Here is a 19,371-nt window from a genome sequence, read left to right as displayed (position 1 = left end):
TAATTATTTATGGCATTTGCTTTATACACTATATAAGAAAGGATAAAATATATTCAAGTCATATTGACTATGAATATATAAGGTGAGAAAAATGAATAAAACATTTGAAAAACTACAGCCCTACTTAGATAAAGCTATGGCATTTCAAACCGCAAGAAATTTATTTGAATGGGATGATCAAACCCAAGCTCCCTTTGAGGCTGCTGATTATACCTCAAAAGTTGTTGGTATCCTGGCAGACGAATATATGAAATGTCTTGTAAATGATGATGTTAAAAAACTGGTTAAAAAGCTTCAGGAGCCAAAGGAACAAGAGGAACTTACCCAAAAAGAAAAGGCCATAATAAAGGAACTTAGTAAGACCTTAAAAGAGCTTGAAAGTATTCCCCCACAGGAATATAAGGAATTTAACGAACTTACATCCATATCTAACCGGGCTTGGGCAAAGGCAAAAAAAGATAATAACTATGAGTATTATGCACCATATCTAAAAAAGATCATTGAATATAAAAAGAAATTTGCCGGATACCGTGCAGAAAAAAACCAGGATTCCTACGAGGTATTATTACGTGATTACGAGGAATGTTTTGGAATAAAAGATCTAGATCTTTTCTTTGAGAAAATAAAGATAGAAATAGTTCCCTTATTAAAGCAGGTATCTAAAAAAGCTGATACTATTGATAAAAGCTATAATTATTTAAAATATGATATAGAGAAGCAAAAGGAATTTTGCAGATACTTAAGCGGATATATAGGCTTTGATTATAATAAAGGAGTTATTGCCGAAAGTGCCCATCCATTTACCTTAAATCTTCATAACCATGATGTGCGCATAACTAATCATTACCTTGAAAACAACTTAGAAAGTGCCATGTTTTCAATTATCCATGAAGGGGGTCATGCCCTATATGAGATGAATATTGATGATTCCTTAACTCAAACTTTAGTTGGTACGGGAGCTTCTATGGGAATGCATGAATCCCAATCTAGATTTTATGAGAATATAATCGGACGAAGTGAGGCCTTCTGGGCACCAATTTATAATAAGTTAGTAGATACCTACCCTGAGAATTTAAAAAATATCAGCCTGGAGCATTTTATTAAAGGAATAAATAAAGCAGAGCCCAGTCTTATACGTACAGAAGCTGATGAGCTATCCTATCCTCTTCATATAATAATTCGTTATGAGATTGAAAAAATGATTTTTTCAGGAGAGGCAGATGTGGAAAAGCTTCCCCAGCTGTGGAATAAGAAATATGAGGAGTACTTAGGAATAAGTCCGCAAAACGATGCTGAGGGCATCCTACAAGATACCCATTGGTCCTTTGGGGAATTTGGATATTTTCCCTCATATGCCATAGGCTCTGCGGTAGCTTCTCAACTTTATGCAAAAATACTTGATTTAATGCCTTTTGAAGATTATCTAAGAGAAGGTAATCTTACACCCATAAGGGAATTTTTAAGGGATAATATTCACAAGTATGGAGCTACAAAAAATACAAATCAAATCCTAAAAGATGTTACCGGTGAAGAATTTAATCCTGATTATTATATAGATTATCTTAAGAATAAATATGAAAAACTTTATGAACTGTAATGAAGGTAAATCATTTAAAAGCTTCCCTTTATAATTCATATTGCATAAATATACTTCTTTCTTCCGTTATTTTTGCATATTTATAAATTATTTCTTGCAAAATGAATAATACTAAGTTATTATAACTTATAAGCATATTTAAACATGGCAATCATGCTCTTTTTGGCTGATTGCCAATTTACTATCTTTGAAAGGAGTGGAATTATGAAGCTTTGGGGAGGACGATTTACAAAGGAAACAAATCAGCTGGTTCATAATTTTAATTCATCCATATCTTTTGATCAAAAATTCTATCGTCAAGATATTATGGGAAGCATTGCCCATGCTACAATGCTGGCAAAGCAAGGAATCATATCGGAGGATGAAAAGAAACTTATAGTTGATGGCCTTACAAATATTATGGAGGATATTGAAAACGGTACCCTAGAAATCACCGGTGAGTATGAAGATATCCACAGCTTTGTGGAGTCAAAGCTTATAGAAAGAATCGGAGATACCGGTAAAAAACTTCATACCGGCCGCAGCCGTAATGACCAAGTAGCCTTAGATATGAAGTTATATATAAGAGATGAAATAGAAACTCTTGATAATTTGCTAAAGAAGCTTATGCTTACTCTTCACCGGATTATGAAAGAAAATACAGAAACCTTTATGCCCGGATTTACACATCTGCAGAAAGCTCAGCCGGTAACCTTGGCCCATCATATGGGTGCTTATTTTGAAATGTTTAAAAGAGATCGTCAAAGACTGGATGATATAAAAAAAAGGATGAACCTATCTCCCTTAGGTTCCGGTGCCCTTGCAGGAACTACCTATCCCCTAGATCGTAATTTCTGTGCAAGTCTCTTGGGATTTGACGGTCCTAGCTTAAACAGTATGGATGCAGTAAGTGACCGGGATTATCTTATTGAACTTCTTTCTTCCCTGTCCACTATTATGATGCACTTAAGCCGTTTTAGTGAGGAAATTATTATTTGGAACAGTAATGAGTATCAATTTATTGACCTAGATGATGCTTATTCCACAGGCTCCTCTATTATGCCTCAGAAAAAGAATCCCGATATAGCAGAACTGGTAAGAGGAAAAACAGGCCGGGTATATGGGGCTTTAATATCTCTTCTTACTACTATGAAAGGACTTCCCCTGGCATATAATAAGGATATGCAGGAAGATAAGGAACTTACCTTCGATGCAATTGATACAGTAAAGGGTTGTCTTGCCTTATTTGATGGTATGCTTTCTACTATGAAATTTAGCAAAAAAGTTATGGAGGAAAGTGCCAGTAAAGGATTTATAAATGCAACAGATGCTGCCGACTATCTTGTGAATAAAGGTGTCCCCTTTAGGGATGCCCATAGCATTATAGGCCGCCTTGTACTTACCTGCATAGATAAAGGGCTTTCTTTAGACCAATTACCTTTAGAAGATTACAAAGCCATAAGTCCGGTCTTTGATAATGATATCTATGAAGCAATCAGTCTTACAAGCTGTGTTAACAAAAGATCCACTCTCGGTGCCCCAGGTAAAGAAGCTATGGAAAAAGTTATTGCCCTAAATGAAGAATATCTATTGAATAATTAACTGCATTAAAAAGTTTTTAAGCCTAAAATTCAAAAACTTGATAAATAATTTTTATAAAAACTTTAAAAAACAACAAAGAGCCATTTAATAAAAAGCAAAAATTTAGAGTTACTCTTTATCTTAAAACACATAAAGTCAGATAAGAGTAACTCTTTTTATTGAAGTTAAGTTTTAATTTAACCAGGTAAAATTGGGATATTTAAATATAGCCTTGCCCTTAATCTTATCCCCCTCTACAAACTTATTTATCCAAACCCTGGAATCCATGGATGAATTCCTGTTATCACCCATAACGAAATAACATCCCTCAGGTACAACAACAGCTTCCATATCTTCTTTTTCCATAGGCTCCATTATATAATCTTCAACTACTTCCTGGTCATTAATATATAAAATACCTTCTCGAATTTCAATTTTATCACCTGGAGTGCCTATTATTCTCTTTATATAATCTAATTCTTCATTATCCGGAAATGGAAATACTATTATATCACCCCGTTTGGGTTTGCTAAAAAGGTAAGATAGGCGAAATGTAAAAACTTTATCTCCTGTCATAATTGTATTTTCCATGGATCCTGTGGGTACTTCCACTTTAAAAATCACAAATCGATTAATAATTAATGCCAAAAGAAAGGCTATTCCAAATACTAAGACCCAGCTGATAATTTCTTTTATGATTCGCTTTCCCATTAAGTCACTCCTTATAACAAGAATATAAATTTAAACTAGGGGAATATCCGGATTAAGAACAACTCCCCAAAATGCCGGTTTTTGTAGCAGATATTCGTCAAAAAGTAATGGATAACTGGACTTGCCGGGTTTATTTAACCAGGAGCTGTCATCGGTAAGTCCCCAAAAAGTTATATTAGTTATATTAGCGGCTTTTTCTTCCTGTATTGTTTTTAAAAATGAAAATAATCTTTTATATCTTCTAGCCTGCCTAAATAATTCTTCCTCTGTATGCTCTGTAAGGTCCATATCCAACTCAGTAATATGAATTTCCAATCCTAATTTTCCGTATTCTTTGATTGATCTATCCACATCTACCAAGGAAGGAATCTCAATTCCTAAATGAGTTTGTAATCCTATTCCATCAATTAGACCCTTTTCCTGTAAACTTGAAACAAGATTTGCAATATATCTTGCTTTACCTCTTTCTTCAGTATCATAATCATTTAAAAAGAGTTTAACATCCGGGTCGGCATACTCTCTGGCATATTCAAATGCCTTCTCAATATAAGACGGTCCTATAACCTTATACCAGAGACTGCCCTTAGTACGAAGTCCATTCTCCTCCATATCTCCTGGATTGACAACTTCATTAACTACATCCCAACAATAAATCAGTCCCGGATAATTGGTCTGTGTATATTCTAGAACCTGTTTTATATAGTTCTTCATTCGCTTCAACATTAATTTTTTAGACACCAGTGGAGCATCCTTGTCCTTAGAATAACCTTCAGTAAAAAACCATCTAGGTGTCTGATCATGCCATATCAATGTGTGACCTCTGACAGGTATCTCTGCCTCTTTGGCAAACTCTAAGATAGGCTCTATCTTATCAAATTTTACAGCAGGACTATCATCATATTTGGAATCAGAAATACATTTTTCATAATCCAAGATATTTTCTGGTTTTAATTCGTTAGCCGGTGTCAAGCTGTTGAATTGCTGTTTGATTAATTCTTTACGTTCACCGGTAATATCACTGGCTGCGACCGCCACACCCATGGTAAACAAATCATTGTATACTTCCTTCAATGAAGGTATGTTACCACGATCTGCATTTACTGACTCATGGCTAATTATAACCTTATCTATATAAAAATCGATTATTTCTTTCTCTGTTTCATCTGTTTCAAAATATATAATAGCAGTATCGGTATTTTCAGGAATTATAGCGCTTCCCTTTAACTTAGTCCACTCACCCTTATTTACAACATTAGAAGCAACGTCAAGATAATCATCACCGTTTCTTTCTATCTTACAGTTAACCTGTATAGTATCCGGTCCTTCTTCGTATAATACCCAAGCATTTATAATATATTTCTGCTCATCTAATAATACTTCTGTCAAATCTAGCTTGGCTCCATTCCAAGCCTCTGCTCTACCGCTTATATAAAGAGAGTTCTTACCGGAATTAGATATATTCTTTACAATCTCAATATTTGAATCACCCCTGCGGGTAAACTCCGTAGTTTCACCTTCAAAATCTTCTACATATATTACTTCTTGTATAACTTCCACAGTTCCCATATGCATACTAGATTCATCTATATCATCTTGATCATCTTGGGCACCTTTATTCTTATCTTTTTTATTATTGCCTTTATTATCACTTGAATTCGGATTTGTAAGCTCAATAAACTCCTCTTCCTGAGGAAATAGAATTTTGCACCCTCCAAGAACCATTGAAGTTAATATAATCATTAATACAAAACAGCAAATACGATATGTACGCTTATTCATGCTTCCCTTCACATATACCATTTTTGCCAATAAAAAAACAACGGTATATATTTCCTCTCCTTTCTTTTGTACTAACAATTAAAACCATTATAACACTATATTATCACATAAACAGTATTTTTCCAATATTTTTGTATATTTTATTATTAATTACAATTAAAAAAGGACAATTTGGAAATATTGTCCTTTTTTAAACCTTATTGAATTATTTGTACTATCCTATCTCTATATTAAATAATTCATTGACCACCATCCATAAGGCTGGGAAGAAATTCATTATCTGCCACACCCCTGCCCCTCTAATCTGAAACTCAGGGATAAGGCCTAGCTTAGCATTCATACTTCTGGCATCATCAAACCATACTACATGCTGTACTCCCTGCTCATCAGTATAATAATAAAATGGCGCCTGTGCAGCTTCATCAAACTCTATGGTAACACCATACCGGGCGGCACGGGCAATTGCTTCTTGGTTAGTTATAGCTTCCGCCATGGACTCACCCTGTACAAAGGGAAGGGCCCAATCATAGGCATAATTAGGTATTCCCATTAGAATTTTTTCACGGGGAATTACAGAAACACCGTACTCTAATACCTGTCGTACATTATTAAGAGGTGCAGTAGCCATGGGGGGACCATATAAATAACCCCACTCATAAGTCATAAGAAGAACAATATCAGCAATTGCACCAATTGCCGGATAATCATGAGCCTCATATAAAAGACCAGTCATTTCACCGGATGTTTTTGGTGCCAGTGCAACGAAAGTAAGCAGTCCAAGGGGTTCTAATCTATTCTTAACATTAGAGATAAAATTAATAAATAATTGCCTATCTTCCGGTAAAATAAATTCAAAGTCAATATCAAGCCCAACATAACCCTTTTCCTGCATAGTAGCAACAATATTATCAATTAATCTACTTTGGCCCGCTTCATTTACAAACATATCATGGGCAATTTGAGAATCAAAATTCATCTCAGCGTTCACCGGTGCCAGCATCATAATGGGTCTTACCCCTTCCTGGTATCCTATGCCTATTAATTCACTATCATCAAGCGGCACTAAGTCCCCCTCCGGAGTAAATCCATAGGTAAATAATGATTGATAGGTTAGAAAAGGAAGGGTTTTTCTAAATGTATTCCGGTCAATAAATGGATAAGCATATCCATTTATTAATGCATTAGATAATTTACTTTCTTCCTCAAAGGTTATAACCAAGGTTTGGCCGGGATTTAATTCGACTGCTGCCCATGGATTGTTTCTAAGTAAATCCTTTGTGGTAATATCATAACTTGAAGCAATACTGGCAAGTGTATCTCCCGGTTGTACCGTATATACCTCCGTGGGAATCCTCACTATCATACTTTGGCCTACCACCAAATTCTCAGGATTTGGCAGCTCATTATCTATAATCAATCTTTCAGGAGTAACACCATATTGTTCTGCTATTGTATTTAAAGTTTCACCGGGCTGCACAACGTGAATTATCACTATCTTAACTCCTTTATGGATAAAGTTCATTATTCAATATATGCATACAAAATTTGTGTGTGAAATAAGGGAAGCCTCATTGCATAATGGAATAATGTATCATATAATTATCAGTAAATGACAACAATAAATTAGACGGAGGATTATAAAATGAATCAATATAAAATCATAACAGCAGATCAGTTCCGTAAAAATCCATTTAAACTAATCGGGAAGGATTGGATGCTAGTTACAGCCGGTAACGAAGAAAAGGTTAATACTATGACTGCCTCCTGGGGAGGCTTAGGTGTTATGTACGGAAAAAATGTTGCTTTTATAGTGATAAGACCACAACGATACACAAAAGAATTTATTGATAGAGAAGATACATTTTCTCTAAGCTTTCTTGATAAAAAATATAGGAAAACTCTTAACTATCTAGGTACAGTTTCAGGCCGTAACGAGGATAAAATAACAAAATCGGGATTAACATTGGCAAGATATGAGAATACTCCTTATTTCGATGAGGCAGACCATGTTCTAATATGCAAAAAATTATTTTGCCAACCTCTTAATACTGACGGTCTTTTAGAAGAAAAACTTGTAAACACCTGGTATCGTAACGGAGATTACCACACACTATACATCGCAGAAGTTACTGATATACTTCGTATTCTTCACAACTAAAGTAAATAATATAAGTCTGCCATAATTAAAGAAAAATATGGCAGACTTAATTTTATGTATACTATATCTGATTTAGTTGTAGTCCCTTGTTACTGCTACCGGTTTGTAAAGCTTCTAAGGTCATATCAAATAGGGTAATAATCGCATTTACCACCTTACTGCATAACTCTATTATATATCGGATATCTTCCTTTACCGTCTTCAAAGCCTCAAGATATTCCTTATGGGTCTTAGTAATAAATTGAATTATTTCATCAAAAGTATTAAGCACCTGTCCTTGTATGGCTTTGGAATGAATATCCTCAATCTCGATATACTCCCTCAGCTGATATTTTAGCTCTTTCTCATAATAAACATGGTCTGTTATGGTACCGGTATATGTCGAATTATGAGGTAGAGTAAAATAATCTGCAAGATAATGGGTAATTACCCCAAGATGCCTGGCAAAATACCTGCTTACTCCCTTGCTTACATCATAGTTAATGGTAATACTTTTTATCTCATTTATAAGAATATCAAAAGTTTCTTCAAATGTATGACGTTTTGTTAAAAAGGAAGGTATTAAATCCGGTAAAATACTTCCTAGATAAAATGCTTTCTTATACTTTATAACCTTATGTTCTTTCATGTTATTAACAAGAAACTTGGCCAGGGATATATGTGATTTTTTTCTCATTGCATACCTCAATCTATATATTGTATCTTCATTTTATAAATTGCCAAAACCTATACGGTCGATATTACACCATTTAGTTTATAATTACAATAGGATTTATTCATGTAATTATAGTCATTTTTATAGTTCTTTTCATTTTACGACAAATTTACATTATAATTATTAAATAACTCTGAAATTCCGGCCGTTATATTGACTTTTTATACCTTATCCTGTAAGATGATAAATCATATATGATAAAATCATTTATGAAAAAGTTAAATATAATGAAATCATAGATGCTTTATATATGACTTGTAATATAGGATTTTATCATATGGAATAATTATTAACATATTATTAGGAGATGATTTATTGGATTCTGGTGACGCCGCTCGAGCGGTTATATTGTTGATACTATTACTTTTATCTGCATTTTTATCAGCATCAGAAACTGCACTTAAGGCTATTAACAAACTTCGGATGCAAAGTCTGGTAGACGAAAATATTAATGGTTCAAAAGCTGCATTGTTACTACTTGAAGATTATGACAAAATGAACAAAGCTTTTTTAATATATAAAAACATAATTAAACTTTCTGCAGTTGCCATTACAACCTATACAGCTATGAAGTTTGATACTAGATGGATATGGCTTGTAATAAGTATTCTGATACTGATTATTTTAGTATTTGGCGAGATTGTTCCAAAATCGATATCAACCTTAAAAGCTGAAAAGCTTGCTCTAAAAATAGCTTTGCCAATACTATTTTTAACCAAGTTACTAACCCCTGTAATATTTATCATCAATAAACTATGTAACGGTGTTTTATTGCTCCTTAGAATTGATTTAAATGAATTATCCTCCATGACAGAAAACGATCTTAGATCCATCGTAGAAGTTAGCCATAATGATGGCGTTCTAGAAAGTGAAGAACGTCGAATAATAAATAATGTGGTTGATTTCGGCGATTCCTTAGCTAAGGATGTTATGGTGCCAAGAATTGATATGGCTTTTGCCAGTGCAGATCTTTCATACGACGAACTAGTCCAAGTATTTGCAGTTGATAAGTATACAAGATTGCCTGTATATTCAGAAAATCGAGATAATGTTATAGGTATTATAAATCTGAAAGACCTTTTCTTCTATACGGGGAAAAAAGAAGATTTTAAAATACAAGATATTATGAGGGAACCCTACTTTACCTACGAATTTAAAAAGACCTCTGAACTTTTAATAGAAATGAGAAGAGACTCAATTGCTTTAGCTATTGTCCTAGATGAATATGGTGCTACTGCAGGACTTATAACAATTGAGGATTTACTTGAGGAAATCGTAGGTGAAATTCGGGACGAATATGATGACGATGAAGAAGACTGCATAAAATCAGTATCTGAATATGAATATATAGTTGACGGCAACACTAAATTAGATGATATTAATGAGGCTTTAAATCTAAATATTCAATCTGACGATTATGACTCTATAGCCGGACATATAATTTATCTTCTTGATCATCTTCCCGAGGAAGGTGAAACTGTTGAAGAGAATAATATCACCTATACAGTTGCCGCTGTAGATAAAAATAGAATTGATAAGATTCACATACTTATAAAAAATGATGAAGAAGCCACCGATAAAGTGGAGGAAACATAAATATAAACCAACTATTTGACCCTTATGAAGGTTAGTTGTTTAATAGATTAAAAAAGAGCGGGTTACATTAACAGAAAAAATCTGTTATTGTATCTCGCTCTATTTTAAATACTTGAAGCATGCTGATACAGATATCAATAGTATTATTGCTACAATTATCAACTTAGTTGATTTCTTCATTTAAAGCCCCCTCCAAAAAAGTATTTAGTATAAATTTCATATACTATTTTTTCTCTAGGATGTATAAAGTTATAATTATGTAATGTAAGGAATAAAAAAAGTAGAACGTTCCAACTAATATTATTATAAATTTCAAATAGAATTATGTCAACAATTAAGTAATAAACAATAAAAAAACTAGAAATAGTACACTTTTATTATATAAAATGTTTAGTAAATAAGCAGAAATTATATGTCTTTATTAAATTCATTTAAAATTGGAACGTTTTAATTTATGTGTTATTTATTATTGAAATTTATTCTTCTGCCAATAAAAAAATCCCGGCGGATTAAAATCCACCGGGATTTTCACAAATACACGACATAGGATCAATTTAAGAAGAAACAAGTATATAAACTATATACATTTATTATATGATTATATGGGAGGAGCTATTTAATTTCTAAATAATCTATAAAAGCATCCCATTGGCCATTGTCAGCGGTAACAATCAGCTCAATCGTCTGATTACCGGTTCCATGGCTAACATTATTTATTGTATATACTGCAGGGTAGCTTCCACCATAATAGAAGGTTCCCTTGTACTGGCCTCCAATTAGTAAATCAACCCTTGCCATATTGGAATTATTGGAACAGCCCCGTAAGGAGAAGCTGTGAGTTCCACTGGTAAAGTAATGATTAAAAGATACTTTATCATTGTTAGCATATAATGCTACGCCGTTAAACGGAGAACCAATTTTTCCTGCATAAGGTCCGCTTATAGTCATGTTCTCACATTCCATTCTTGTGGTAGTACCACCACCACCGTTGCCTGGAGGAGGTGTAGGAACAGGTGTTTGTCCACCGCCACTGCTACCACCAATATTTAATGTATGGCTATATACATTAGCGCTACCGCTGCTTTGATAACCTTCCACAGTTAAAGCTACCTCATACATCTTACCAAGTCTCATTCCTCTGTTTTCCCAAGCTTTAAAATGCTCGCTTACAGAAATGGTTCCGCTTGTACGTTTGGAAGTACGAACACTCCAGTACTGTTGGAATGTTGCTGTACCTTTAATGGAAGGCTGGTTAACCCTGGTAGTCTCATAGATATCATAAGTACCGCCGTCAACTGTAATCGTTCCCTTAGAAGTTGCCCCGGGAGGACGCCAGCTACCCCAGCTGTCAACTATGTAATACTCTACCAAGGGATCACTTGTCCAACCATAAACGCACAAATATGAATTGCCGTTTGGCTGGTAATCACAACCATAGGTAACAGAAATATTACCAATTTGCTGATGGGTCTGAGTCTCGTTAAACTTTTTACCCTTGCGGAATAATGCATTGTTAATATTACTCCACTGACAACTAAATGTACCACCACTGTTAAGGGTCATACTAGTATTTCCGGAATCTTTCCACAGCTCATAATTATAGCCATCATGAACTCCGGTCTCATTATTGTAAATTGTCTGAGCAGCTTGTACACTCATAGCGGGCATCATCATAGTCAAAATCATCAGTAGAGATACAATAAGTTTGGTTTTTTTCATCTTCATATATTTTTCCTCCTTTCCGATTGGGAACCCAATCACCCGATAAATAATAACTACGTCCTATCACTATATAGAATCCAAAGCAACCCCTCAAAGCTTTACATTCTACTTCACATAGTAATAGGTTACGGTAAATATTTACAGTAATATATTGGCATATAATGGTTATTTGTGCAATATTATTGTTGGTAAATTTTATACAAAAATCATTTCATGATATTTGTATATGATTACAGAAAATTAAAAACATTTATTAGTATTATCTTACATATTTTTAACATAAAAGGAGGAAATAATATAGTCATCATGACAAAAATATATATTATTATAAGCATATATAATTATAAGTATATTTTAAGTTTTATCTGTTATAAATCTCTTTCTTTCTGAGTATCTCTATATGCTAATCAGGGTATCACTTTTTAAATTGATTATAATACTCACTAGCCAAAAGACTATACATAACTGCATCGACGATGCCTTTATTATTAAAATCTGCTTGTCTTAAGATCCCCTCATATTTCAAACCACATTTTAACATAACTTTTCCTGAAGCAATATTGTTAGGATCATGTTGACTTTCTATACGATTAACCTTTACATCATAAAAAAGAAAAGGGATTATACTAAGAAATGCTTCACTAGTAATACCCCTATTCCACCACTTACTTCCTATACAGTAACCAATATGCACTATATCTAATCTATCATTCATATTAACCACACTAATTGTACCAATAGGTTGATCTATTTCCTTTAGTACGATTGCCCATTGATAAAAATCTTTATTTTTATATAAATCTATCCAATCTTTAATAACCTTTCTCGTATCATCAATTGATTTGTGAGTTGACCATCTTAAAAATTCTGTAACTTTGTCATCATTCATCCAATTATTATATGCAGCAGGTATATCACTTTCCTTAAATCGCCTAAGAAGCAATCTTTTAGTTTCTATAGTAACTGTCCCCTTATGTTCCATAATAACAACTCCTCATATAATCTTTCAAAAATTCCTACACTATTGAATATCTGGATATTTGCCTAAAAATATTTTACCTGCTCTCTCCAGCTGATTATGATATTCCGAATAAGAACTACTTAATTCTTTCAAGGCCGGAATAAATATATTATAGTACCCACTAGTACTATTAAACTCTTTAGTTAATTCCATGATTTTTCCTACAGGAGAATTTTTGTATTCATCTGATTTTCTATATACCAAATATGGTTCCAATATTTCTTTATTATAAGATAAAAATTCTTCAGGGTTTTCTATAGATTTCTTTGTGTTATCAAGCAGTTCACAAATCTGCTCCGTCCCAATATCTTGTGTTGCCTCTAATAGATACCCCTGTAATTCTTCCGGTAAAGTTAATGAAGGCACATTATCCAAGAAATCAATTATCTTATTATAAGCAGCTTCTTGCTTTTTTGTAATAATTGGTTCATTTAAAAACCTAGCAAAATGTAGACAAATATATCTACCATAGTATCCCGGAAATGCTTCTAAAAGTTTTTCTGTAATTGTTTTGCTATTTTCAATCACTTGTAAGTTTGAACTTACTTCAGAATAACTTAAACCATTACTCAATTGAATTAAAATTGCTTGTTTTGCCTGTTCTCTTTCCATGCTTAATTCTTTTCTTACAGAAATTTCGTGCAAAGTTTCTACTGAATCATCATCAAGAATCCTTTTAATATCATCTGTACCTATTCCTAATTTTCTAAGAACGGATATTTTCTTTAAACATTCAATATCATTTTGACTATAATTTCTATATCCGTTTTCTAATACACTAGGGGATACTAATCCTTGTCCAGTATAATATTCAATTGCCTTTTTAGTTAAACCTGTTATTTTACTAACTTCATTTATTAACATCTTTATCACCTCACAAATAGCATAAGCTAATACCCAAGGTGATAGTCAAGAGTAAAAATCTTGTTATTAGCTCACTATTTAAATATGAATGCTGAAATTCTCAAAGTAAAAAATTCCATTTCCATGAGCAAGCTTCCCGCTATAAAAAAGATCCTTAAATGCCTTGTCAATATTCTCGATAATCTCTACATTAATACTAAGACTATAGTGTGCCGGAAATATTCTCTCTATTGCTAACCTCCTTATTTTATCTATGGACTTCATAAATTCATAAGGATTAGTAGTAGGATAAAAAGCATCAAGCTTACCCATATATATTAAATCACCTGAATACAAATATTTTTTATCTGGCTCATATAGGCATATATGTCCAGGAGAGTGACCAGGTGTATGTATAATCTCAATTTTCCTATTTTCCAAATCTATAATATCATTATCTTGTAATATAGCAGTTGGTTGCCCCTTGAAAATCTCATAATTATCCTTATTAAAATATGTAGGAAAATCACAGGGTTCTCTAATCAGATTTTTTATTACAAGCTGTATTGGAATAGGAAACTCATTTGTAAGCCATTCCTTTTCAGCATCATGGACAGCAATATTCTTAAAATACTTTAGTCCACCTATATGATCCCAATGAACATGGGTTACAACTACTTCTACCGGCAAGTCAGTAAGTCTATTAATGACTTCAAGTAAGTTACCAACTCCAAGACCAGTATCAATTAAGAGACATTTATCGATACCGATTAATAAATAACAATGGGTTTCTTCCCAGTGTTTATACTCACTTATTACATAAGTTTCATTATCTATCTTCTCAACTGTAAACCAACTGTCCATACAAACTCACTTTCTGTAATAAATTATATCCAAGGCTTTTTATCAAGATAAAACTTAACAACACATATTAAAAAAAATAAATGCAATAGGAAGTATTTAATCTTTCCCCTCTAAACGTTTATATTCTTTTAGAAGCAATAAGCTTTTAAGAGTTCTATAAGCTCTCCATTCTAGCTTAGCCATATTTCCGGGAGCTTCCCATTGGATTTCCCATCCACCGTCTGCTGCTTGCTTTGCTTCTAAATCATCCAAGTGTTTATTAATAATAGTATCTGAAAATATTCTTCTGCAATATGAATAGGGGTATGGGGAAAAATCAAGAGGTGTCAATCCATAATTATTAGATGGTGTCATGTTAAAAAAATTACAATGTAATAATTCTTGGCTTAATTTATTATACAAGTCCTCAATTTCAGATGTCTGAGGGAGACTTTCAAGTAGACAAAAGGCGTTTAATATTGTATGAGAATCATCATATTTATTAGTTCGTATATTGCTCAGACAGACATTTATAGCTTTATCTAACCAAGGATGATTAATACCTTGCCAAGATAGCAACCCAACCAATCCTGTTAAACGGCTAAATGAAGGCTCTACAGATTGTGGATTCTCCCAATGAATTGCTCTTGGATATTTACTTGATGAGGGGTATATAGCAGGAATCCCCTTCTTAAAATCTGCATGCTTTGAGATATATTCACATACTTTATATGCCAAATCACTATCTCGTATATTTAGCTCATATAAAATTCTTAGGGCAAACTCAATATATAGAGGATGGCTATGAGGAGCACGTAGATCCGGTTCCAAGCCATGGCCAAAACCACCATCATCATTTTGATATGCTTTTAGTGCATTTAATACTGCACTTTCAGACCCCTGAAAGAAAGCATATTCAAAAATTCTTCTTTCCAGTAATCGCCCATTTGTCCATATGAAATCCGCCGCCTTATCAAAATTCATAATTTACCTCTCTCTACCGTAATTTAGAATGATTACTTTTATTACTTATATGGTTTGGCAGTGCTCACAATAATATATAGTCCCGCCCATATAACATATGCCACTATTACATATAATGGTGTTTGCTATATGATAAAACATACGTTCGAATATGTCAATGCTTTATTTACCAATTTATACATTTAAAAACTACATATTAATCTTCAATCTTTAAATAATTGTCATTCCACAGTAGCGAGTTCCTCTGTATTTAATAGAGGAACTCGCAATTTTATATAAAATTACTAGGTAGCAAATTTACATTACTCTGTACGTAGAGCAATAACTGGGTCTTTCCTAGCTGCTTTCTTAGCAGGTAGAAAACCACCTATTACGGTAATGATAATGCTTATAATAATAAGTACAAAAGAAGCATTTATCGGAAGCTTTGCAGAAAGGTCAGTGATACCGGTTAGTGCTTGGATAATTGCATTAATCGGAATAAGTGTCAGTAGTGATACACCAATACCTAGCAAGCCCGAACAACAGCCAATTATAAAGGTCTCTGCATTAAATACCTGTGAAATATTGCGCTTTGAAGCACCAAGGGCTCGTAAAATACCAATCTCCTTCGTTCTTTCCAAAACGGAAATATGTGTGATTATTCCTATCATAATACAAGAGACTATCAGCGATATCGCAACAAAGGCAATTAACACATATGAAATGCCGTTAACAATTGTTTTAAGAGAAGAGGTTAACAAGGCTACATAGTCAGTATAAGTGATGCGAACATCTTCAGATACGGTTTCATTATAATTTTCTATGCAAGTTGCAATTGCATCCTTGTCTTCAAAGCTATCGGTATAAATACTGATTGAGGCAGGAGCATCGTAACTAACCTTACCAAATAAATTCATATTATCTTCATATGTGGAACCGGCGATGTATTGATCGTAGAAAGCCAGTAGTACTTCTTTATCCGGGTCATTTTCAAGCCATACATCAAGCATTGTTGCCATACCGGTTTCATCTGTTGCCATGGCCCCACCCATTTGTCCGCCTGTATTATTAGGATTATTATCTCTTGTATTGTCGGTACCGTATAACATCATCATTTTATACAAAGCTGCTTTTTCGGAAATACCCATTTCAGCAATATATTTCTTGGCATCTGCAGCCTTTGCTTCATCATCCGGTGACTCAAACTTCATATTATTTAGAATATTAATATCAGGAGAAGCTTCCTGTGCCTTAATTATTGCACTATCATTAGTACGATTAATTATATAATCGGTTAGTTTTGAAGTATAAGCCACAGAAGTTCTGATATTTGCATTTGCCGCATCTTTAACAGGCCTAACTACACCGGTTATTTTAAGTTCAAGGGCATTTTCCAGTATCTTTGCTTCATTCAAAACACTTCCCTCTATATATGAAAATGTACCATCTTCATTTTCAATATAATGGTCGCAGGCAGGAAGCAAATAAAATTTATGGTTACTGACATCCTCATAATCAAAGCTGATTTCATCCGCTTTTTCACCGTTTTTTATTTTTTCTACTGCCTCATCATACTGTTTTCTTGTTATCAGACCCAACTGATAAAGAGCCTCGGCAGGTATCCCGTTATTTTCATTTAATACAAGAATAACCTCATCGTAGTTCTCCGGCCAGCTTCCATACAAAAGCTCATAACTGTCAGTAATTACTTTACTTACAGTTTCCCCCTTAGAACCGGGCATAAGTTCCGAAAAATTCATAGATTTAGTTGGCTGATTACCGGAAAAAGTACCGAATTGAACACTCAAACCGCCACTGCCACCGGATGATTGACTTCCTCCGGAGGACATATCCTCAGGTAAGACATCACTGTCTATCAACTTTTTGTCTGCATCATGAGAATAAACTTTAAAACTCACATTATAAGTATAAATTATGCCATTCTCACCGATATATTGATGGATTTCACTGTTAGGATCATCAAGATATTTTTTAAACTCTGTTAAGTTATTTTTTACAAAACTAGAAAGTATCATTTCACTGGCTTCCAAATCACTGTAGTCTGCATAAACAGCAGTTGCTTCATTTTGATTAGTATTATCTTCAATTGTTCCGACTGTCTCGCTGTTCATTCCCATAATTCTAGCCATATCTATGGTTTCAGAACTAATAGTTATTGGATATGATGACATAGTATCTTTTTGTACTTTTGAAATATATTCATTCATTCCTGTTGACAGTGATAAAATCAAGGCAATTCCAATAATCCCTATTGACCCGGCTAATGAAGTAAGAATAGTTCTGCCTTTTTTGGTACGTAGATTATTAAAGCTAAGAGACAGGGCAGTTAAAAATGACATTGATACTTTCTTTCTTTTTTCCTGTTTTACAGCTTCTTCTTCCACCTCATATGGATTTGAATCGTCGATTATCTTCCCGTCTAAAAGCTTCACTATTCTGGTAGAATATTTTTCAGCCAGATCCGAATTATGGGTAACCATAATAACCAGCTTATCTTTTGCTATTTCTTTTAGTAAATCCATAATCTGCAAACTGGTTTCAGAATCCAGTGCTCCGGTTGGTTCATCGGCAAGCAGTATATCTGGATTGTTAATTAGTGCACGGGCAATAGCTACCCTTTGCATCTGGCCCCCTGACAATTGGTTTGGCCTTTTGTGAATATGATCCCCAAGACCTACCTTATTCAAAACAGCCTTGGCCCGCTGCTTACGCTCCCTTCTTGATATACCTGACAAGGTCAATGCCAGCTCAACATTGGATAAAACACTCTGATGAGGTATAAGATTGTAACTTTGAAAAACAAAGCCAATTGAATTATTTCTGTAAAAATCCCAATCGGAGTCCTTATACTTCTTGGTTGATACTCCATTGATAATTAAATCTCCCCAGCTATAGCGATCAAGACCACCTATAATATTAAGCAGGGTAGTTTTTCCTGAGCCGCTGGGTCCTAGTATAGAAACAAATTCGTTTTTTCTAAAATTGATGCTAACTTCTTTTAATGCATTCTGTGTCAATTCTCCTGTAACATAGGTTTTTACAACATTTTTTATTTGTAGCATATACTATTTCCTTTCGTGTATCCTTTCTTATTTTTTGTTTACATATAACTAGTCAATATAGTTCTTTTACTTCTCCATTTTGATAACCCACTATGACTTTATCTGCCATATCTACAAACAAGCCATTATCCACAACCCCCGGAATTAAGTTAATCTTGTTATGAAGTTCCTTTGGATTTTCTATACTATCAAAATGACAATCAACAATATAGTTGCCGTTGTCAGTCACAAATACCTTCTCATTTTTCATTCGTAATTTTGCTTTACACTGCAGCTTGCTAAGATTTTTCATTGTAACTTCATGTCCAAACTTAACAATCTCAACCGGTAACGGAAATAAACCTAAGCGGTTTACTAACTTACTCTGATCGACTACAATGACTAGCTGCTTACTTGCTGCTGCTACAATCTTTTCTCTTAATAATGCTCCCCCTCCTCCCTTAATTAGATTAAAATTGTAATCAACTTCATCAGCACCATCAATTGTAATGTCAATTTCATCTATATCAGAAAATGAAATTAAACTAATACCTAATTTTCTTGCAAGTTCTTCAGATTGAATTGATGTAGCAATTGCTTTTATATTTAGTCCTTCATGAACTTTTAAAGCTAATTTTTTAATTGCCCAATAAGCAGTTGTGCCTGTACCCAATCCTACAATCATACCATCATGTACATAATCAACTGCCCGCTTTGCAGCAATTCTTTTTTCCTCCATAGTTCCCCCTTTAAACTTATTTTTTATTATTGTATAGTAAAAACAATCTATTGTACTTA

General features: G+C 33.7%; 15 protein-coding genes. 4 read left to right on the top strand and 11 right to left on the bottom strand.

Features of this window, described 5'->3' with window-relative positions; translation table 11 throughout:
• Positions 1-91: 91 nt before the first annotated feature.
• On the top strand, positions 92-1,597 hold the full coding sequence (locus tag SD1D_RS03435) for a carboxypeptidase M32 (RefSeq protein ID WP_058257623.1): 1,506 nt from the start codon (positions 92-94) through the stop codon (positions 1,595-1,597).
• 201 nt (positions 1,598-1,798) lie between these two features.
• A complete protein-coding gene (argH, locus tag SD1D_RS03430) occupies positions 1,799-3,178 on the top strand; it encodes an argininosuccinate lyase (protein WP_058259180.1) in 1,380 nt (459 codons plus the stop codon).
• Between the two features lie 171 nt (positions 3,179-3,349).
• Here the strand turns inward: argH and lepB are convergent, their stop codons facing one another.
• The 3 genes from lepB to SD1D_RS03415 form a co-directional block, all read right to left on the bottom strand.
• On the bottom strand, positions 3,350-3,868 hold the full coding sequence (lepB, locus tag SD1D_RS03425) for a signal peptidase I (protein ID WP_058257622.1): 519 nt from the start codon (positions 3,866-3,868) through the stop codon (positions 3,350-3,352).
• A 30-nt stretch (positions 3,869-3,898) separates the two neighbouring features.
• The gene (locus tag SD1D_RS03420) at positions 3,899-5,647 is read right to left on the bottom strand and encodes an endo-1,4-beta-xylanase (RefSeq protein ID WP_162287263.1); all 1,749 of its coding nucleotides are present in this window, start codon (positions 5,645-5,647) and stop codon (positions 3,899-3,901) included.
• Positions 5,648-5,861: 214 nt separating this feature from the next.
• Positions 5,862-7,139, bottom strand: a complete 1,278-nt coding sequence (locus SD1D_RS03415; protein WP_058257620.1) for a LysM peptidoglycan-binding domain-containing protein — start codon at positions 7,137-7,139, stop codon at positions 5,862-5,864.
• 150 nt (positions 7,140-7,289) lie between these two features.
• On the opposite strand from SD1D_RS03415, the gene SD1D_RS03410 reads away from it, so the two are divergent.
• Positions 7,290-7,805: a flavin reductase family protein gene (locus tag SD1D_RS03410; RefSeq protein WP_058257619.1), complete on the top strand. Its 516-nt coding sequence runs from the start codon at positions 7,290-7,292 to the stop codon at positions 7,803-7,805.
• A 61-nt stretch (positions 7,806-7,866) separates the two neighbouring features.
• Here the strand turns inward: SD1D_RS03410 and SD1D_RS03405 are convergent, their stop codons facing one another.
• Positions 7,867-8,481, bottom strand: a complete 615-nt coding sequence (locus SD1D_RS03405; protein ID WP_087758746.1) for a zinc dependent phospholipase C family protein — start codon at positions 8,479-8,481, stop codon at positions 7,867-7,869.
• A 354-nt stretch (positions 8,482-8,835) separates the two neighbouring features.
• Here SD1D_RS03405 and SD1D_RS03400 point away from each other — a divergent pair, with 354 nt between their 5' ends.
• Complete coding sequence (locus tag SD1D_RS03400) at positions 8,836-10,116, top strand: hemolysin family protein (protein WP_058257618.1); 1,281 nt, start codon at positions 8,836-8,838, stop codon at positions 10,114-10,116.
• A gap of 612 nt (positions 10,117-10,728) precedes the next feature.
• Here the strand turns inward: SD1D_RS03400 and SD1D_RS03395 are convergent.
• The 7 genes from SD1D_RS03395 to rpiA all read right to left on the bottom strand — a co-directional run bounded on the left by SD1D_RS03395 (position 10,729) and on the right by rpiA (position 19,312).
• Positions 10,729-11,841: a glycoside hydrolase family 11 protein gene (locus SD1D_RS03395; protein ID WP_058257617.1), complete on the bottom strand. Its 1,113-nt coding sequence runs from the start codon at positions 11,839-11,841 to the stop codon at positions 10,729-10,731.
• 412 nt (positions 11,842-12,253) lie between these two features.
• Positions 12,254-12,820, bottom strand: a complete 567-nt coding sequence (locus SD1D_RS03390; protein WP_058257616.1) for a GNAT family N-acetyltransferase — start codon at positions 12,818-12,820, stop codon at positions 12,254-12,256.
• 39 nt (positions 12,821-12,859) lie between these two features.
• On the bottom strand, positions 12,860-13,723 hold the full coding sequence (locus SD1D_RS03385) for a MerR family transcriptional regulator (RefSeq protein ID WP_058257615.1): 864 nt from the start codon (positions 13,721-13,723) through the stop codon (positions 12,860-12,862).
• Positions 13,724-13,801: 78 nt separating this feature from the next.
• Positions 13,802-14,566: an MBL fold metallo-hydrolase gene (locus SD1D_RS03380; RefSeq protein WP_058257614.1), complete on the bottom strand. Its 765-nt coding sequence runs from the start codon at positions 14,564-14,566 to the stop codon at positions 13,802-13,804.
• A 96-nt stretch (positions 14,567-14,662) separates the two neighbouring features.
• Complete coding sequence (locus SD1D_RS03375) at positions 14,663-15,529, bottom strand: hypothetical protein (RefSeq protein ID WP_058257613.1); 867 nt, start codon at positions 15,527-15,529, stop codon at positions 14,663-14,665.
• 302 nt (positions 15,530-15,831) lie between these two features.
• A complete protein-coding gene (locus SD1D_RS03370) occupies positions 15,832-18,594 on the bottom strand; it encodes an ABC transporter ATP-binding protein/permease (protein WP_058257612.1) in 2,763 nt (920 codons plus the stop codon).
• A 52-nt stretch (positions 18,595-18,646) separates the two neighbouring features.
• Positions 18,647-19,312, bottom strand: a complete 666-nt coding sequence (gene rpiA / locus SD1D_RS03365; RefSeq protein ID WP_058259179.1) for a ribose-5-phosphate isomerase RpiA — start codon at positions 19,310-19,312, stop codon at positions 18,647-18,649.
• Positions 19,313-19,371: the final 59 nt, after the last annotated feature.

Origin of the sequence: Herbinix luporum (assembly GCF_900070325.1) — a bacterium.
Classification (GTDB): domain Bacteria; phylum Bacillota; class Clostridia; order Lachnospirales; family Lachnospiraceae; genus Mobilitalea; species Mobilitalea luporum.
The sequence above is the reverse complement of the archived record's forward strand: the minus strand, read 5'-3'. Positions and strand labels throughout refer to the sequence as shown.